This window comes from Burkholderia sp. 4M9327F10, assembly GCF_005503145.1.
In the GTDB taxonomy this organism is placed as follows: Bacteria; Pseudomonadota; Gammaproteobacteria; order Burkholderiales; family Burkholderiaceae; genus Paraburkholderia.
The window spans coordinates 13,800-30,750 of the sequence record NZ_SCNV01000003.1; the positions used below are offsets into that span (position 1 = coordinate 13,800).

Genomic DNA, 16,951 nt, shown 5'->3' on the forward strand with positions numbered 1-16,951 from the left:
TTGCCAGGAACTGCTTAAACTTGGACGGTCCCGAGCGACTTGCGCGCGGTAGCGGGTTGGGGGGCGGGGGCGGCATCGGCGGCTTCCGCTACGGCGAAGGCCATCTGCATGTCGCGGGTGCGTTTGCGTTCGCGAACCTGCATCCAGCGGTTCACGGCGATCACGCCCACTGTCACGACGCTGATGAAGATCGTTGCGAGCGCATTCATTTCCGGGTTCAGGCCGAGCCGCACGCGCGAGAACACAACCAGCGGCAGCGTGGTGGAGCCGGGCCCGGAGAGGAACGCCGACAACACCAGATCGTCGAACGACAGCGTGAACGAGAGCAGCCAGCCTGACATCAGCGCCTGCGAGATCAGCGGCAGCGTGATCAGAAAGAACACCTTGAAGGGCGTGGCGCCAAGATCGAGCGCGGCTTCTTCGAGCGACTTGTTCAGTTCCTTGACGCGCGACTGCACGATGATCGCCACGTAGGACACGCACAGCATCACGTGGCCGATCCAGATCGTCAGCAGACCACGTCCCTTCGGCCAGCCAAGCATCTGTTCGAGCGCGACGAACAGGAGCAGCAGCGAAATGCCTTGAATCACTTCGGGAATCACCAGTGGCGCATTGATCATGCCGGCGAACAGCGTGAAGCCGCGAAAGCGGCCGAAGCGCGCGAGCACGAAACCCGCCCACGTGCCGATCACGACCGAAGCACATGCCGTCAGCAAGCCGATCTTCAGCGACAGCCATGCCGCGCTGAGCAGTTCGTCGTCTTGCAGCAAGGCGCCGTACCACTTGAGAGAAAAGCCGGACCATACGGTGACGAGCTTCGACTCGTTGAACGAGTACACGACGAGGCTGATGATCGGGATATAAAGGAACAGAAACCCGAGCGTCAGGACGGTGTTGGACAGTTTCCGGTTTGGCTTGATCATTTCGTGCCCTCCAGTTCCTTGACCTGGTAGTACTGGAACACGGCCATTGGCACGAGCAGCAGCAGAACCATTGCGACCGTCACGGCAGATGCCATCGGCCAGTCCATATCGTTGAAGAACTCGTCCCACATGACGCGGCCGATCATCAGCGTGTCGGCGCCGCCGAGCAGTTCGGGAATCACGTATTCGCCCACCGCCGGAATGAACACCAGCAGGCTGCCGGCGATAATGCCGTTCTTGGAAAGCGGCAAAGTGATGCGCGTGAAGGCGGTCCACGGTTTGGCGCCGAGGTCGTAGGCGGCTTCGAGCAGCGTCAGGTCCATCTTCACCAGGTGCGCATACAGGGGCATCACCATGAACGGCAGGTACGAATAGACCATGCCGATATAGACGCCAATATCGGTGTGGTAGAGCCGCAGCGGCGAATGGATCATGCCGATGGCCATCAGCGTGTGATTGAGCAGACCGTCATCCTTCAGGATGCCGATCCATGCATAGACGCGAATCAGGAACGACGTCCAGAACGGCAGCATCACGCCCATCATCAGCAGGTTGCGTTTGGCCGGCTCCGAGCGGGCGATGTAGTACGCCACCGGATAGCCGATCAACAGGCAGAAGAAGGTCGAGATGGCGGCCATCTTCAGCGAGCTGATGTAGGTGGCGATATACAGATCGTCCTGCAGCAGGAACGCGTAATGGCTGAGCTGGATCACAAAGTGCACGACGCCGTCTTTGACGCTCAGGAGATCCGTGTACGGCGGAATGCCCAGGCGCAGATCGGCGAAGCTGATCTTCAGCACCAGCACGAACGGCAGCGCGAAAAACAGCGTGAGCCACAGGAACGGCACGCCGATCACCGTGGTGCGACCCGAAGGCAGCAGGGCGCCGAGGCGCTTTTTCAACGTGGCGATCAAGCGGTTCGCGTGCGGCGCGCCGAGCGCCGCGGAGGAGGTAGTGGGATTGCTCATTGCGTCACCACTACGCCGCTAGCGGGCGACCAGTAGACGAACACGTCGTCGTTGTAGGCGGGCGCGCCTTCGCTCATCAGATGCGAGCTGGAGAGGTTCGACACGACCGTTTTGCCGCTCGGCAGGCGCACGTGGTAGAGCGAATAGCTGCCCATATAGGCGACATCCGAGACCACGCCGCGGGCCCAGTTATGCGGCGTCGAAGGCTTTTCGAGCGAGACCTTCACACGCTCCGGACGCACCGAGATGCCCACCGGCATGCCAAGCGGTCCCGTAATGCCGTGGCTCACATACATGCGCGCTTCGAGGTCTTCGCTCTCGACAAAGATGTGATCGGGTTCGTCCTCCACCACCACACCTTCGAACATGTTGGTCGAGCCGATGAACTCGGCCGAAAAGCGGCTGTTCGGAAACTCATAGACCTGCGAGGGCGTGCCGATCTGCACGATGCGCCCTTCGCTCATCACGGCAAGGCGCCCGGCCATCGTCATCGCTTCTTCCTGATCGTGCGTAACCATCACGCAGGTCACGTCGACCTTCTCGATGATGTTGACCAGCTCGAGCTGGGTCTTCTGGCGGATCTTCTTGTCGAGCGCGGACATCGGTTCGTCGAGCAGCAGCAGCTTGGGCCGCTTGACGAGCGAGCGGGCCAGCGCCACACGCTGTTGCTGGCCGCCGGAGAGCTGATGTGGCTTGCGGCCCGCAAACTTGCTCATCTGCACGAGATGCAGGGCATCGGCCACGCGTTCCTTGATCTCGTTCTTCGGCGTACCTTCCTGCTTGAGACCGAAGGCAATGTTCGCCTCCACGGTCATATGCGGAAAGAGCGCATACGACTGGAACATCATGTTGACGGGGCGCTTGTACGGCGGCATGGCCGCAAGGTCTTCGCCGTCGACGAAGATGCGTCCCGAGGTAGCCGTTTCCAGTCCGGCGAGCATGCGCAGGAGCGTGGATTTACCGCAGCCGGAACTGCCGAGCAGCGCGAACAGTTCATTCTTCGCGATGGTCAGATTGACATTATCGACAGCGGTGCTGTCGCCGAACTTCTTTACGACATTTTCAATGCGGACAAACTCGTCCGTTTTGCTTTTAGTCGTAACTGCGGGTCTCGCCGCATTGCGGGCTACCTGGGCGGCGCTATTTGTTGAGGTCGTCGAGTTCATGGTGTAACCATTCCTTGCGGATCGCGGGCGTAAGCGTCCCCGTGTGAGGCGCGGAGGCGGCTCACAGAGGTCTGCTGCGATCGGGAAACATGGGACTGCGCTTGCAAGGCGCAGGCTGACTGCCTTATTGCCGTTTCAGGCGAAGAGGGATCGAGCGATCCCTGCTCCGCGGTTATGGATGCTTATATGCGTGATTAATAAATCAGTGGCCGGTTTTGAGCTGAGCCCAAAGGCGGTTTTCAAGGCGCAGGATGTCGCTCGGCATCGGCTTCATCAGCGTCATCTTGCTCAGTACGTCGTCACCCGGATAAACCGTGGTGTCCTGAGCGACGCCCGGCGTCACGAACTGGCGTGCGGCCTTGTTGGCAGTCGGGTAGAACACTTCGTTGGTGATGGCGGCGTTGACCTTGGGATCTTCGATGTAGTTGATCCACTTGAGTGCGGCTTCTGGGTGCGGCGCATCCTTCGGGATCACCATCACGTCGAACCACAGCAGGCCGCCTTCCTTGACGTTGGAGAACTTGACCGTGTACGAGCGCTTTGCTTCAGCCGCGCGGCGGCTGGCGATGCCGACGTCGCCCGACCATGCCACGGCGACGCACACGTCGTTATTGGCAAGGTCGTTGATGTAACCGGAGGAGTTGAACTGGGTGATATACGGGCGGACTTTCTTCAGCACTTCGAAGGCTGCCTGGTAGTCGGCCGGGTTCGTGCTGTTCGGATCCTTATGCATGTATTGCAGCACCGCTGCGAAGACGTCCACGGCCTGGTCGAGGAACGACACGCCGCAGCCCTTCAGCTTGGAGAGATTGGCCGGGTCGAACACGAGCGCCCAGCTATCCACCGGTGCGTCGGCGCCAAGCGCCTTTTGCACGGCTTGCACGTTGTAGCCCACACCGTCGGTACCGTATGCCCAGGGCACGCCGTACTGATTGCCGGGATCGGCGTCGGTGATCATCTTCATCAGAACCGGGTCGAGATTCGTCAGGTTCGGCAGCTTTGATTTATCGAGCTTCTGGTAAACACCGGCCTGAATCTGCTTGGCCATGTAGTTGGACGTCGGCACCACGATGTCGTAGCCGGAACTGCCTGCGAGCAGCTTGGCCTGCAGCGTATCGTCGCTATCGTAGTTGTCGTACTTCACATGGATGCCGTCCTGCTTCTCGAAGTTTGGAATCGTATCCTTGGCGATATAGTCCGACCAGTTGTACACGTTGAGTTCGGTGTCGGCCGCAAGCGCCGGTGAGACCGACAGCGCAGTAAAGCTCGTGACGGCGAGAAGCGCGGCCCCCGCGACCGCATGACGAAGATGACGTCCAGTATGACTAGCGCTCATGGCTTATTTTCCCTTGAAGTTGAAGTCCCGGCATGAGCGCGTGTTGGGGTACGCCCACGCCGGAAAAGAACTGCCGTTACGAAATTCCGAGTTGTTGTGCGGTCGCGTCGATGGCTTTCTTCGCCTTCGAGACGATCTCGTCGATTTCCTGCTTCGTGATCACGAGCGGCGGCGACAGCAGCATCCGGTCGCCGGTGGCGCGCATGATCAGGTTGCCGTTGAAGCAGAAGTCGCGGCAGATCGTGCCGACATCGCCCCCGTTGGCAAAACGCTTGCGCGTTTTCGGTTCCTGCGCGAGTTGCAGGCCGGCCACCAGCCCGGCCCCGGCGATGTCGCCGATGATCGGATGGTTCGCGAAGGTCTCGCGCAGCTTCTTCTGGAAGTACGGGCCGGTATCGTTCTTGACGCGCTCGACGATTTTTTCGTCGCGCAGGAGCTTGAGGTTGGCCACCGCCACTGCGGCCGCGACCGGATGGCCGGAGTAGGTGAGGCCGTGATTGAAGTCGCCGTTTTCGATGATGGCCTTGGCGACGCGGTCATGCAGGCCAACTGCGCCCATCGGCACATAGCCGCTCGTCAAACCCTTGGCGAGCGTGATGAGGTCGGGCTCGAACCCGAAGTGCTGATGCGCGAACCATTCACCGGTGCGTCCGAAGCCGCCGATCACTTCGTCTGCGACCAGCAGAATGTCGTACTTGCGGCAGATGCGCTGGATTTCCGGCCAGTAGGTCGACGGTGGGAAGATCACGCCGCCCGCCCCCTGGAAAGGCTCGCCGATAAACGCGGCGACATTCTCCGCGCCGATCTCGAGGATCTTCGCTTCGAGCTGCTGCGCGCGGGCGAGGCCAAACTCTTCCGGCGTCAGATTGCCTTCGGCCTCGCCGAAGTAGTACGGCTGGTCGATATGTACGATGTTCTCGACCTTCGACGGCATCTGCTCATGCATGTAGCCCATACCGCCGAGCGTGCCGCCGGCAATCGTTGAACCGTGATAGCCGTTCTTGCGCGAGATCACCACCTTCTTGGCATGCTTGCCTTGCGTCGCCCAATACTGATGGACGATGCGCAGCACGGTGTCGTTGCCTTCCGAGCCGCTGTTGCAATAGAAGAAGTGGTTGAACGGCGCCGGCGCCAGTTCCGCGAGCAAGGCGGACAGTTCGATCACCGGCGGGTGCGTGGTCTTGAAGAAGGTGTTGTAGTAGGGCAGCTCCATCAATTGCCGGTAAGCGGCGTCGGCGAGTTCCTTGCGGCCGTAGCCGACGTTCACGCACCAGAGTCCGGCCATGCCGTCGATGATCTGGTTGCCTTCGGAGTCCCACAGGTACACGCCTTTGGCCTTGACGATCACGCGGCTGCCGATCTTGTTGAGCGAACTCATATCCGAAAACGGATGGATGTGGTGCGCCGCGTCGAGCGCGCGATACTCGGCGGTGCTGCGTTGTTGCGAAACCTGTGCGGCGGCAGCCGGCTGGGCCGGTTGCACGTACGCGACTTCTTCTGTTCTGTAGCTCATGTTGCCTCCAGTAGTTCTGTTTGCCTCACCGCGCCTTAAACGTGCAGCAGCAGATGCCGGCGTTCCCACGAACTGATCACGCGGAAGAACGCCTCGTACTCGGTTTCCTTCAGTGCCAGATAGGCCTTGACGAACTTCTCGCCGAGCACTTCGGCAATTGGTTCGCAGGCGCCCATCAGCGTCAGGCCTTCTTCGAGATTGCGCGGCAGTTGATAAGGCAATTCGTAGCCGTCGCTGATCAGCGGTTCGGTTGGGCGCAGGCCTTGCGTCATGCCGAGATAGCCGGCTGCGAGCGTTGCGGCAATCGCGAGGTAGGGATTGCAGTCCACGCCAGGAATGCGGTTTTCAATGCGGCGCGCGGCCGGTCCCGAATGCGGAATACGGAAGCCCACCGTGCGGTTGTCATAACCCCACTGCACGTTGATCGGCGCAGCCATGAAGCGCGACAGGCGGCGATACGAATTGATGTACGGCGCGAAAATCGGCATCAACGCGGGGGTGTATTTCTGCAGGCCGGCGATATAGCCGTCGAACAGTTGGGTCGGCTTGCCGTCCGGGCCGGTGAACAGGTTGTGGCCGGTCTCCTCGCTGACGAGGCTCTGATGCATGTGCATGGCCGAGCCCGGCTCGCCTTCCATCGGCTTGGCCATGAAGGTCGCATACATCTTGTGACGCAGCGCGGCCTCGCGCACCGTGCGCTTGAACAGGAACACGCTATCCGCGAGCTTGAGCGGATCGCCATGCATGAAGTTGATTTCCATCTGCGCCGCGCCGACTTCGTGAATCAGCGTGTCGACTTCAAGCTCCTGAATATCGCAGTACTCGTAGATGTCTTCGAAAAGCGGGTCGAACTCGTTGACCGCTTCGATCGAGTAGGCCTGGCGGCCCGTTTCCGGCCGGCCGGTCCGGCCGATCGGCGGTTGCAGCGGCAGGTCCGGGTCCTTGTTCATGTCGACCAGGTAGAACTCGAGTTCCGGCGCGATCACCGGCGTCCAGCCTTTGGCCTTGTACAGTTCGAGCACGCGCCGCAGCACGCGGCGCGGCGAGATGGCGACCGGCGTGCCGTCGAAGTGCACGCAATCGTGAATCACCTGGGCGGTGGGGTCTACCGCCCACGGGATGATGCGGATGGTCGAAGCATCGGGAACGCAGACCATGTCGGGATCAGTGACGCCGGTCAGGGTGCCGTCCTCCGGATAGTCCCCTGTGACGGTCTGGATCATCACCGCTTGCGGCAGGCGCATGGATTCGCCGGATTCGAACTTGCTGCGCGGAATGATCTTGCCGCGCGCGATCCCGGCCATGTCGGGAATGATTGCTTCGATCTCGGTGATGCGGTGTTGCTTCAGAAATTCGTCGATGTCTTGCATGATTGTTCTCTCAGTTTTTGCGCGGGCCGGTTCAAGCCTGGGTGGCGGCGGCGGATGCCGCGCCGTAGCCGGCCCTGGTGCGCATTCGATCGCGGCATGCATCGCCGAACGCGCGGAAGATCGCGGTGGAGAGCGCGTCGCTGGCATGCTTCCACTCGGGGTGCCACTGCACACCCAGAGCGAAGGCGCGTGCCTGCTTGACGCTCACCGCTTCGATCAACCCGTCCGGCGCAGTGGCTTCGGCCACGAGGCCGTTGCCCAGCCGCTCGACGCCCTGGCCGTGCAGCGAATTCACACGCGCTTCCTGCGCGCCTGCTGCAAGGCGCTGCAGCAGGCCGCCTCGAGTCAGCGCGATGGAATGCGACGGTGCATATTGCACGTCCAGTTCATCTTCCTTGCTCTCACGGTGGTCGTTCAAGCCGGCCACCGTGTGAACGCTTTGGTGCAGCGTCCCGCCGAACACCACGTTCATTTCCTGAAAGCCGCGACAGACCGCCAGCACCGGTACACCGGCGTCGACGGCGGCGCGCAGCAGCGGCAGCGTCGTCGCATCGCGTGCGGCGTCGTGCAGCGTGCCCGGCTCGCTCGCCTCGCCACCATAGTGGCGCGGCTCGACATTCGAATAGCTGCCGGTGAACAGCAGGCCGTCGACCGTCGCCAGAATCTCGGCGGCGGATTGACGGTTGCCGAGCGCAGGCAGCAGCATCGCCAGCGCCTGTGAGCCATCGACCACGGCGGCGATGTATTTCTCGCCGACCGTATGCGACGGATGCACTCCCATCATCGTTCTGTCGGCGCTGATGCCGACCAGAGGTCTGGTTCGCATGACTAATCTAATGGACGTGTTTGTTCCCCGCTGGACGCGGCGCGAACAACGTTAAAACAGGCGCGACAGAATTCCGCAGCCGTGCGCAGGGCGCAAAGCCACCGGAAATGCAGGCGGAGGTCGTAAGCGGACCCTGCCACGCCTTGCCGTGATGCAGACCGTTCGATTCAACCGCCCGCATGGCGCTACCAGCACAACATGCCCATGTGACAGGCGCTAGCGCGCGTGCTCGAGCGCAGACGCCAGAAAAGGCGCGCTCAGGCAAACGGGTGGAACGAACGGCGAATTTAGGGGGAGGCGCTACGGCAGTAGCGAGGCGACTTCGTCCGTGCGCACCGCAATGAAGGCGCGCGCAGAGACGGAATTGTGACGTCGGACAGAACGGCGGGACAGGATCGTGAAGACGGACAGAAAGCGGCGAAACGCAAGGCTGCCGTTGCTGCCGTCGGCGATGGCGCCTTCAGGACGAAGCGATCTCGCCTGACTGCGTTCCCACCTAACCAAAGGGCCTCGGACTCTCACGATTACACTCGACTAGCGACGTTGAAAGTATTGAACGCCTCGCTCAGCAAACGCACGGTGCGTTTAAAGAAACGTGACGCGGGATGATCGCCGGGTGCCGGAGCGAACCTGCTTCGCTGTGCCGCAAAAGTCCTCGGTTGAGGTCTGTGACGGTGGCATGACGATCGCCTGTGAATCAGCATATACGAGCCAAAAATGCCGTCAAATCATTTTTATAAAAGATTTATCAGGGCTTACCCGAGGCAATAGGCCAAAACCCGTGGGTCGGGTATGCGTGTTGCAATAGCCAGTATTTCGAATTCCTTTCAGGGTTTTCCCCAGCAGCGGCGGCAATAAAGTGATTAGAATATTCAACACTCGCGCAACGCTTGCGCGATTCCCGGGTACCTTTGCTGGTTCCTTCAACCTGGTTCATCCACTCCGAGAGTGCAGCGATGTCCATCGAAGTTGCGACCCGCCTGCAGTACATCCGTAAGAAGAATGGCCTGTCTCAGCGCGAGCTGGCCAAGCGGGCGGGCGTCACCAACGGCACTATTTCGCTGATCGAACAAAATCGCGTGAGTCCATCGGTTGGCTCGCTCAAGAAGCTGCTTGAGTGCATTCCGATGAGCCTTGCCGAGTTCTTTACCTTCGAGGTGGAGGCCGACCGCTCCGTGGTGTCGCGCCGTGCCGACATGCCTAACCTCGGCAACGAGTCGATTGAGTTCTATCTCGCCGGTGCAGGTGTGAAGGACCGCAACATGGGCATTCTGCGCGAGGTCTACCAGCCGCTCTCGGATACCGGGCCCGAAATGCTCGTGCATACCGGACACGAGGGCGGCGTGATCGTCAGCGGTCAGATCGAATTGACCGTGGATGGCGCCACGTGGCTGCTCGACCCCGGCGACAGCTACTACTTCGAAAGCCGCTTGCCGCATCGTTTTCGCAATCCCAGCGCGGAACACGTCTGCGAAATCGTCTCGGCGAATTCGCCGCCGAGCTTCTAGACTCTCCGCGTCAACGCCGTTACGACGCCAACGATGGTTGCAAGGGCAGCTCTCGCGCTGGACGTCGAACGCATAACATTGAGGCATCCTGATGGAAAAGACTCTGGCTTACTGGCAAGACCTGGCCGCAACGCTTTCAATCGAAGGCCGTGCGTTTATTGACGGCGAATATCGCCATGCCGCAAGCGGACGTACCTTCGATTGTCTGAGCCCAATCGACGGCAAGCTGCTCGCCAAAGTGGCCGAGAGTGCCGCCGAGGATGTGAACGCCGCGGTGGTTGCCGCACGGCGTGCGTTCGATGCGCGCGTATGGTCGGGCCTCAACCCGCGCAAGCGTAAAGCGATCCTGCTGCGTTGGGCCGGTCTGATGCGCGAGCATCTCGACGAGCTATCGCTGCTCGAAACGCTCGATGCCGGCAAGCCGATCAGCGACACCACCTCGGTGGATGTGCCGGGCGCCGCGTATTGCGTCGAGTGGTTTGCCGAGGCCATCGACAAGATCGGCGGCGAAGTGGCGCCGGCCGACCATCATCTGGTCGGGCTGGTGACGCGCGAGCCGATTGGCGTGGTGGCGGCCGTGGTGCCGTGGAATTTTCCGATCCTGATGGCGTCGTGGAAGTTCGGCCCGGCGCTGGCGGCGGGAAACAGCGTCGTGTTGAAGCCTTCCGAGAAGTCGCCGCTGACGGCCATTCGTATTGCGCAACTCGCTCACGAGGCGGGCATTCCGGCGGGCGTGTTCAACGTCGTGCCGGGCGCAGGTGAACCAGGCAAGCTGCTGGCCTTGCATCCGGACGTGGATTGCCTCGCTTTCACGGGTTCGACCAACGTCGGCAAGCTGATCATGCAGTATGCCGGTCAGTCGAATCTCAAGCGCGTGTGGCTCGAACTGGGCGGCAAGTCGCCGAACATCGTGATGCCCGACTGCGCGGACCTCGACCGTGCCGCTAACGCCGCCGCAGGCGCGATCTTCTACAACATGGGCGAGATGTGTACGGCCGGTTCGCGCCTGCTCGTGCATCGCGACATCAAGGACGTGTTTCTCGACAAGCTGATTGCCGCGGCGCGCAGCTATACGCCGGGCAACCCGCTCGACCCGAAGACCTCGATGGGCGCGATTGTCGACCAGGTGCAACTGGAGCGTGTGCTGGGCTATATCGAAGCGGGGCGTGCCGAAGCGAAACTGCTGCTGGGCGGCGGCCGTGTGAAGCAGGACAGCGGTGGCTACTATATCGAGCCCACCATTTTCGACACCGCGCCGAATGCTAGAATTGCCCGCGAAGAAATCTTCGGACCGGTGTTGTCGGTCATCACCTTCGATACGGCCGAAGAAGCCGTCAGGATTGCCAATGATAGCGAGTACGGCCTCGCCGCGGCGGTCTGGACCGCCAACCTGACAACGGCCCACGAAATGGCGCGCAGTCTGCGCGCCGGCACCGTGTGGGTCAACTGCTACGACGAAGGGGGAGACATGAACTTCCCGTTCGGTGGCTACAAGCAATCGGGCAACGGCCGTGACAAGTCGTTGCACGCGCTGGAGAAGTACACCGAGCTGAAGTCTACGCTGGTGCGGCTGCGCTAAAGGATTCGCAAGCCAGCGCGGCGGTGTGCCACAGCGGCACCGTCGCGTTCCCAATGAATCCGAAGCCGGGCGATACGTGCACAACCTCAGGAAACCCGCGCGTGTTGCCGGCATGTTTTATCAGGTCATCCCATGACTGAACTCCTCTATGGCGACGGCGCAATCCGCCGTCCGTCCCTCTACGGTTCCTCGATCGAAAACACCTACGCGGGCGTGCTGTCGTTCATGCGACGCAAGTACACGCGCGAGCTCGACGGTGTCGACGTGGCGATTTCCGGCATTCCACTCGATCTGGCCACCACGTTCCGCTCCGGCGCGCGCCTCGGCCCCGCCGCGGTGCGGGCGGCGAGCGTGCAGTTGTCCGAGTTGCATCCCTATCCGTGGGGCTTCAATCCGTTCGACGATCTTGCCGTGACCGACTATGGCGACTGCTGGTTTGACGCGCACAATCCCTTGACCATCAAACCGTCTATCGTCGAGCATGCCCGCACGATCCTGCGCTCGGATGCGAAGATGCTGACGCTCGGCGGCGATCACTACATTACGTATCCGCTGCTGATTGCGCACGCGGAGAAGTACGGCAAGCCCTTGTCGCTGATTCACTTCGACGCCCACTGCGACACCTGGGCCGATGACAGTCCGGACAGCCTGAACCACGGTTCGATGTTCTACAAGGCGGTTAAAGACGGCCTGATCGATCCGAAGACCTCGGTGCAGATTGGCATCCGCACGTGGAACGATGACTTCATGGGCATCAATATTCTCGATGCCGCGTGGGTGCATGAACACGGCACGCGGGCCGCGGTGGAGCGGATCTTGTCGATTGTCGGTGAGCGTCCCGCGTATCTGACCTTCGATATCGACTGCCTCGATCCGGCTTTCGCGCCGGGGACGGGCACGCCGGTCGCGGGAGGTTTGTCGTCGGCACAAGGGCTGGCGATCGTGCGCGCCCTCGGCGGAGTCAACCTGATAGGCGCCGATGTCGTGGAAGTCGCGCCTGCCTATGACCAGAGCGAAATCACCGCGATTGCGGCGGCCCATATTGCGTGCGATGTGCTGTGCCTGTGGCGGCAACGCAAGGTGGCCGGGGCACGGTGATGGCCTAAATCCAAGGCGATGAAAGACGGCGTTAGCCCGTGGAGGACGCTCCACGCGGCTGACGCCGGCCTTCCAGCAGGCCGAGCGTATAAACGGCGAGCGCGCCGCTCGCCAATGCCAGTTGCCAGATCAGCACGTCGTTGCCGAGCGCTTTCATTGCGAAGCCGGCTAACAACGGACCGGCAATCGAACTGGCGCAGAACGTCAGCGAAATCAGCCGCATGTTGCGGATCAGCGCACTCTTGTCGCTACAGGCGGCCGCGTAGACGCCGAGCGTGAGGAAAGCGCTATTCAGACCGCCTAGCACCAGCGCACTTGCGCCGAGCAGCCACGAGGCCGGTGCCGCGAGTCCGAACGAAACAACGGCGAGCGTACTGAGTGCCGCACACACGATAACCGCCGTGCTCAATCCGGCGCGATCGGCGAACCAGCCCACCGGGAACTGCAGGACCATGCCGCCAAGCCCGAACCATGTGAGCAAGGTTGCGGTTTGCGTGACGCTTAGGCCGCGTCCGTCGGCGAAGAGCGGAAACAGGCCGAACAGTGCGCCGTCGCCGAGACCGCCCACCACGACCACCACCATCCCCAGTGCGACCAGCGGATTGATAGCCTTTCCCGGTTCGCCGGCAGGGTATTGGGCCGGACGCCTGGCATGTGCGGCATCAACGGCGTTCGCTGATTCGCTGCTGTAGGCGAGATCCGCGGCCCGATCCTGGGTAGCCGCTGTTGACGCGTGATTCTCCGCGTCGGAACCGGCCAGCCAAAGCGGAATAGCCGCGGCAAGTGTGAACGCCGCGCCCGCCGCGAAGACGAGCGGACCGTCGACGCCGTACCAGGCGGCAAGCGCGGGGCCAATCACTCCCGCAACTGCGATCAAGGTCTCGTGCAGGCCGACCACGCGTCCGCTAGCCTGCGCAGGAACCATCCGGTAGAGCCAGGTCTCGTTGGCGATCCAGCGCAGCCCCATGCCGAGTCCGATCAGGAAGCCTGGCGCCATCCATAACGGCCACAGCAGCGCGCGGATGCTGATGAAGGCGAGGACCGTTGCCGCCAGCGCGATTGCCACGGTTCGCTTCGCCCCGAACCGTTCGACCAGCCGCGGGGCCGCCAGCAATCCCGCGAACATACCCGCCCACTGAGCCGCGGAAAAGAGGCCTGCGCGCGGCGCATCGAGTCCCTGATGAGCCAGCCACACGGGCAACACCATAAAGCCGATGCCGAACTGACCGATCTGCGTCAGCGCAGACACGGCGGTCAGCGCGGCGATGGCATGCCAGCGCACCGGCGCGGCGGGATTCATGTGCCACTCCGCTGCGGCATCGGCAAGCCTGTTTCGCGGCATTCGACCGGACAGCCTGCCTTGAGGCAAGGGCCCTCGTCGCACAGGCGGCACAGTTGCATGGCATGTGCCGGATCGCGCGTTTCGTGCCAGAGGATCTTGATCAACAGGTCTTCGAAAACGACGCGTTCGCTTTCATCAAGGCGGCCCACCACGCGTTGCAGCATGCGTTCGCGCGCTGTTTGCAGGCGCTTTGCTTCGCGCTTGCCGCTGGCGGTGAGGGCGAGCGCCACAGCGCGCTTATCTGCGCCGGGCTTCTTTTCGATCAGGCCCGCTTCGACGAGTCCCGCCACCGCGCGTACCGCGGCCGGATGCGAGAGATCCACCGCATCGCGCAGCACTTCAATGGACGAGTCCGGATACTGGCCGACCGCATTGAGCATGGCGCGCGCCGTGGCGCCGGCGAGCGCCGGCACGGTGTTCTGCGCGTTCATCTCATCTGTCACCAGCAAGGCGAGCACGCCAAGCAGGTTTTCTGTGCGCTGTGTCATGACAATGCCCCAATGTGTGCAGTGTGCATATATTCATGTTGCACACATTGGGGCGATATTGCAAGTTTCTTTTCGGCAGCGCTTTTGTACCCCGCTTTTGTATCCCGCCTTTGTCCCCCGCTTCTGTACTCGATTGAAACGGCTACGCCGCGCGCCGGCTGGTCTGCTCGATCACGTCCGCCACGCCGGCGGCGGTGGCAGCGGACAGCGTCCAGCCAAGATGGCCGTGGCCGGTGTTGTAGAACACGCCGGGCAGGCGTCCTTTGCCCACCTTCGGCAACATGCTCGGCAGCATGGGCCGCAAGCCCGCCCAGGGGATGACTCGCGACGTGTTCACCTGCGGGAAGTAGCGCCGCGTCCATTCGGTCAGTGGCGCAATCCGTTCCGCGCGGATATCGCGATTGAAGCCGTTGATCTCGGCGGTTCCGGCCACGCGGAAGCGGTCGGCGCCCAGACGGCTGGTGACGATCTTGGCGCTGTCGTCGAGCAGGCTGACCCAGGGCGCGCCTTGCTGGCTCGCCGCATCGTCGAGGCAGACGGTGATCGAATAGCCTTTGACCGGGTAGATGTTGACGTGGTCGCCGAGCATCGAAGCGAACTCGCGGCTCTTCACCCCCGCGCAGACCACGACCTGCGTAAAGCATTGCTGAAACGGTTCACCTGCCTGGGTGGCGGTAATGCTGAACGCCCCCGTCCCGTCACGCGTAATCGAAGCGATCTCCGTGTCGTAGAGAAAATTGACGCCGTGACGCTCACACGCTTGCGCGAGACCGCGGGTGAACTTGTGTATGTCGCCGGTGGAGTCGGATGGGGTGAAAAAGCCACCGTGGAAGACGCCGTCAAGCGTGGGTTCGATGCGGCGAATTTCGGCCGCGCTCACCGGTTCACGGTCGAGCCCGCCTTCCTTGAGCAGCGCATTCACCTTGGCCGCCGTGTCGAATTCCTTGCGGGTCTTGTACACGTGCAGGATGCCGCGCTGCTCGTGGTCGAAATCGATCTTCTCGTTTGCCGCCATCGCAAACAGATGCTGCCGCGCGGCGATGGCAAGGCGCACGGTTTCAACGGTGTTGGCGCGATAGTGCGGAATCTGCCGCAGAAACTCGCCCATCCACGAGTACTTGTGCCAGCTCGGCAGAGGATTGAGCAGCAGCGGGGCGTCGCGCGTCAGCATCCAGCGCAGGCCTTTGAGGACCGTGGCGGTGCTGTTCCACACCTCCGCGTTGCTGGCGGACAATTGGCCGCCGTTGGCGAACGAGGTTTCCATCGCGGCGTAGCGGTGGCGTTCGAACACGGTGACGTTAAAGCCGCGTTGCGCGAGGGCGTAAGCGGTCGTGACGCCGGTAATGCCGGCGCCGATGATGGCGATGCGTGACATGTGATGGTCCAGAGTAAGTGAGCACGGCCGTTTCCGGCTTCCATGCCCCATCTGTCCATTTACCTGAGAGTTTCTTTCCGTGCGCAACCCGCTGCCGGGCGGACGAAAATCCCCTTCGGTGGGCGCGTCAAACGCCGCTCTCCAGATGTTCCCGCTGGGCGGTCCTTGTGCCTGAGAGTTTCCGGGGCGGTTGCTCCGTCGGCGCCGCCAGCGCATTTCTGCGTGACGGTCTCTCCCGCGACAGCGTGTAGAACGGCGTAAAGGTAGCCGTTACCAAAAAATCCGGCAAGCGGTTTTTTGCGTGAACTGTCTTCTGGCCGTGGCGCGCGCCTCCCGGCGGGCCATGTTGGAGACGCCATTTTGTGGCTGGCGGCGCTCCCGCTTATTTGCGCAACACGCATCAATCGTATAGCCTTGCTCAGGTTCATTCACCCTGACACTCCGGCGCCGTGAAGGACATTCTTTCGCTCAGGCTCTATACCCGCGTCGCGCGACTCGGCAGCTTCTCGGCTGCGGCGCGCGAATGCGGGCTGTCGCAATCGCAGGTATCGCGCATCATCGCCGAGCTCGAAAGCGACCTGGGGGCACGGCTTCTCACACGCACCACCCGCGCCGTCATGCTGACCGATGCGGGCGCCGAGTTCCTCTCCCGCCTCGATCCGATCCTCATTGCCCTCGAGGATGCGGAGCAGAGCGTGCGCGAAGGCAGCGAGTTGCGCGGCATGTTGCGCATGAGCATGCCGAGCAGCGTGGCGATTCGCGAGATCATTCCGCGTCTTGCGCCGTTTCTCGAGCGGCATCCCGAACTGCGTCTGCAGATGTTGCTGGGGGACCGGCCGCGGGACTTCGTCAAGGAAGCGGTGGATGTGGCTATCCGGCTCGGGCGTCTCGTCGATTCGAGCGCCACCGCCATGCTGATTACCCATATTCCGCGGGTGATCGTCGCCTCGCGCGACTACGTGAACCGCCATGGCGCGCCCACGACACCGGAGGAACTGGCGCGCCATCGCATCGTCGACGGACCCGCCTCGGTGGTGGCGAGCGGCTGGAGGTTTACAAGCGCCGGCGGCGAGGAACTGGCGGTGGACCTCGAGCCGCATTTCTCGACCAACGAGAACGAAGGGGCGGTTGCCGCGGCCGTGGCAGGCGTCGGCATTACGTCGACGAGCGAATGGGCTTGCCGCCGCGAACTGGCCGACGGTTCGCTGGTGCGGCTGCTGGCCGACTGGCAGACCGCCGATATCCCCGTGCATGCCTACTTTCCGATGGGCCGGGCGACGCGTGCGGCGGGGCGCGCAGTGGTGGAGCATCTCACCGCGGATTTCCGGCGCGAACAGCGCGACGGCGCCTCATCTATGCATCCCATGCATAAGAGATAGCGAAAACGGACGGCTACCGGCTCCGCCTGTCCGCCACTATCTTTCCCTTCACAACGCGACCACACGCTAACGGCACGGTA

Annotated in this window: 15 protein-coding genes and 1 riboswitch; of the genes, 4 read left to right on the forward strand and 11 right to left on the reverse strand. The window is 62.2% G+C overall.

What is annotated here, in order from left to right:
* Window positions 1-14: 14 nt before the first annotated feature.
* The 8 genes from FFS45_RS04265 to FFS45_RS42235 form a co-directional block, all read right to left on the reverse strand.
* Window positions 15-923, reverse strand: a complete 909-nt coding sequence (locus FFS45_RS04265; RefSeq protein ID WP_137953477.1) for an ABC transporter permease subunit — start codon at window positions 921-923, stop codon at window positions 15-17.
* A complete protein-coding gene (locus FFS45_RS04270; RefSeq protein WP_137953478.1) occupies window positions 920-1,891 on the reverse strand; it encodes an ABC transporter permease subunit in 972 nt (323 codons plus the stop codon). Before FFS45_RS04270 ends, FFS45_RS04265 begins: the two co-directional genes overlap by 4 nt.
* On the reverse strand, window positions 1,888-3,057 hold the full coding sequence (gene potA / locus FFS45_RS04275) for a polyamine ABC transporter ATP-binding protein (protein WP_137953479.1): 1,170 nt from the start codon (window positions 3,055-3,057) through the stop codon (window positions 1,888-1,890). Before potA ends, FFS45_RS04270 begins: the two co-directional genes overlap by 4 nt.
* 202 nt (window positions 3,058-3,259) lie before the next feature.
* Complete coding sequence (locus tag FFS45_RS04280; protein WP_137953480.1) at window positions 3,260-4,393, reverse strand: polyamine ABC transporter substrate-binding protein; 1,134 nt, start codon at window positions 4,391-4,393, stop codon at window positions 3,260-3,262.
* 76 nt (window positions 4,394-4,469) lie between these two features.
* Window positions 4,470-5,906 (reverse strand): aspartate aminotransferase family protein, encoded by a 1,437-nt coding sequence (locus tag FFS45_RS04285; RefSeq protein ID WP_137953481.1) that lies wholly within the window; start codon window positions 5,904-5,906, stop codon window positions 4,470-4,472.
* A 35-nt stretch (window positions 5,907-5,941) separates the two neighbouring features.
* On the reverse strand, window positions 5,942-7,276 hold the full coding sequence (locus tag FFS45_RS04290) for a glutamine synthetase family protein (protein ID WP_137953482.1): 1,335 nt from the start codon (window positions 7,274-7,276) through the stop codon (window positions 5,942-5,944).
* 31 nt (window positions 7,277-7,307) lie between these two features.
* On the reverse strand, window positions 7,308-8,102 hold the full coding sequence (locus tag FFS45_RS04295; RefSeq protein WP_137953483.1) for a gamma-glutamyl-gamma-aminobutyrate hydrolase family protein: 795 nt from the start codon (window positions 8,100-8,102) through the stop codon (window positions 7,308-7,310).
* A gap of 300 nt (window positions 8,103-8,402) precedes the next feature.
* The gene (locus tag FFS45_RS42235; RefSeq protein ID WP_090683315.1) at window positions 8,403-8,606 is read right to left on the reverse strand and encodes a hypothetical protein; all 204 of its coding nucleotides are present in this window, start codon (window positions 8,604-8,606) and stop codon (window positions 8,403-8,405) included.
* A gap of 452 nt (window positions 8,607-9,058) precedes the next feature.
* On the opposite strand from FFS45_RS42235, the gene FFS45_RS04305 reads away from it, so the two are divergent.
* From FFS45_RS04305 to speB, 3 genes are all read left to right on the forward strand, one after another.
* Window positions 9,059-9,610, forward strand: a complete 552-nt coding sequence (locus FFS45_RS04305; protein WP_137953484.1) for a cupin domain-containing protein — start codon at window positions 9,059-9,061, stop codon at window positions 9,608-9,610.
* 91 nt (window positions 9,611-9,701) lie between these two features.
* Complete coding sequence (locus FFS45_RS04310; protein ID WP_137953485.1) at window positions 9,702-11,189, forward strand: aldehyde dehydrogenase; 1,488 nt, start codon at window positions 9,702-9,704, stop codon at window positions 11,187-11,189.
* Window positions 11,190-11,321: 132 nt separating this feature from the next.
* Window positions 11,322-12,287, forward strand: a complete 966-nt coding sequence (speB, locus tag FFS45_RS04315; RefSeq protein WP_137953486.1) for an agmatinase — start codon at window positions 11,322-11,324, stop codon at window positions 12,285-12,287.
* Window positions 12,288-12,318: 31 nt separating this feature from the next.
* Here the strand turns inward: speB and FFS45_RS04320 are convergent, their stop codons facing one another.
* The 3 genes from FFS45_RS04320 to FFS45_RS04330 all read right to left on the reverse strand — a co-directional run bounded on the left by FFS45_RS04320 (window position 12,319) and on the right by FFS45_RS04330 (window position 15,492).
* The gene (locus FFS45_RS04320) at window positions 12,319-13,587 is read right to left on the reverse strand and encodes an MFS transporter (RefSeq protein WP_137953487.1); all 1,269 of its coding nucleotides are present in this window, start codon (window positions 13,585-13,587) and stop codon (window positions 12,319-12,321) included.
* Window positions 13,584-14,117, reverse strand: coding sequence for a MarR family winged helix-turn-helix transcriptional regulator (locus tag FFS45_RS04325; protein ID WP_137953488.1), 534 nt, complete (start codon window positions 14,115-14,117; stop codon window positions 13,584-13,586). Before FFS45_RS04325 ends, FFS45_RS04320 begins: the two co-directional genes overlap by 4 nt.
* A 142-nt stretch (window positions 14,118-14,259) precedes the next feature.
* Window positions 14,260-15,492, reverse strand: a complete 1,233-nt coding sequence (locus FFS45_RS04330; protein WP_137953489.1) for a D-amino acid dehydrogenase — start codon at window positions 15,490-15,492, stop codon at window positions 14,260-14,262.
* A gap of 41 nt (window positions 15,493-15,533) precedes the next feature.
* Window positions 15,534-15,647: riboswitch (glycine riboswitch) on the reverse strand.
* Window positions 15,648-15,941: 294 nt separating this feature from the next.
* Here FFS45_RS04330 and FFS45_RS04335 point away from each other — a divergent pair.
* Entirely contained in the window at window positions 15,942-16,871 is a 930-nt protein-coding gene (locus FFS45_RS04335; RefSeq protein WP_137953490.1) for a LysR family transcriptional regulator, read from the forward strand.
* Window positions 16,872-16,951: the final 80 nt, after the last annotated feature.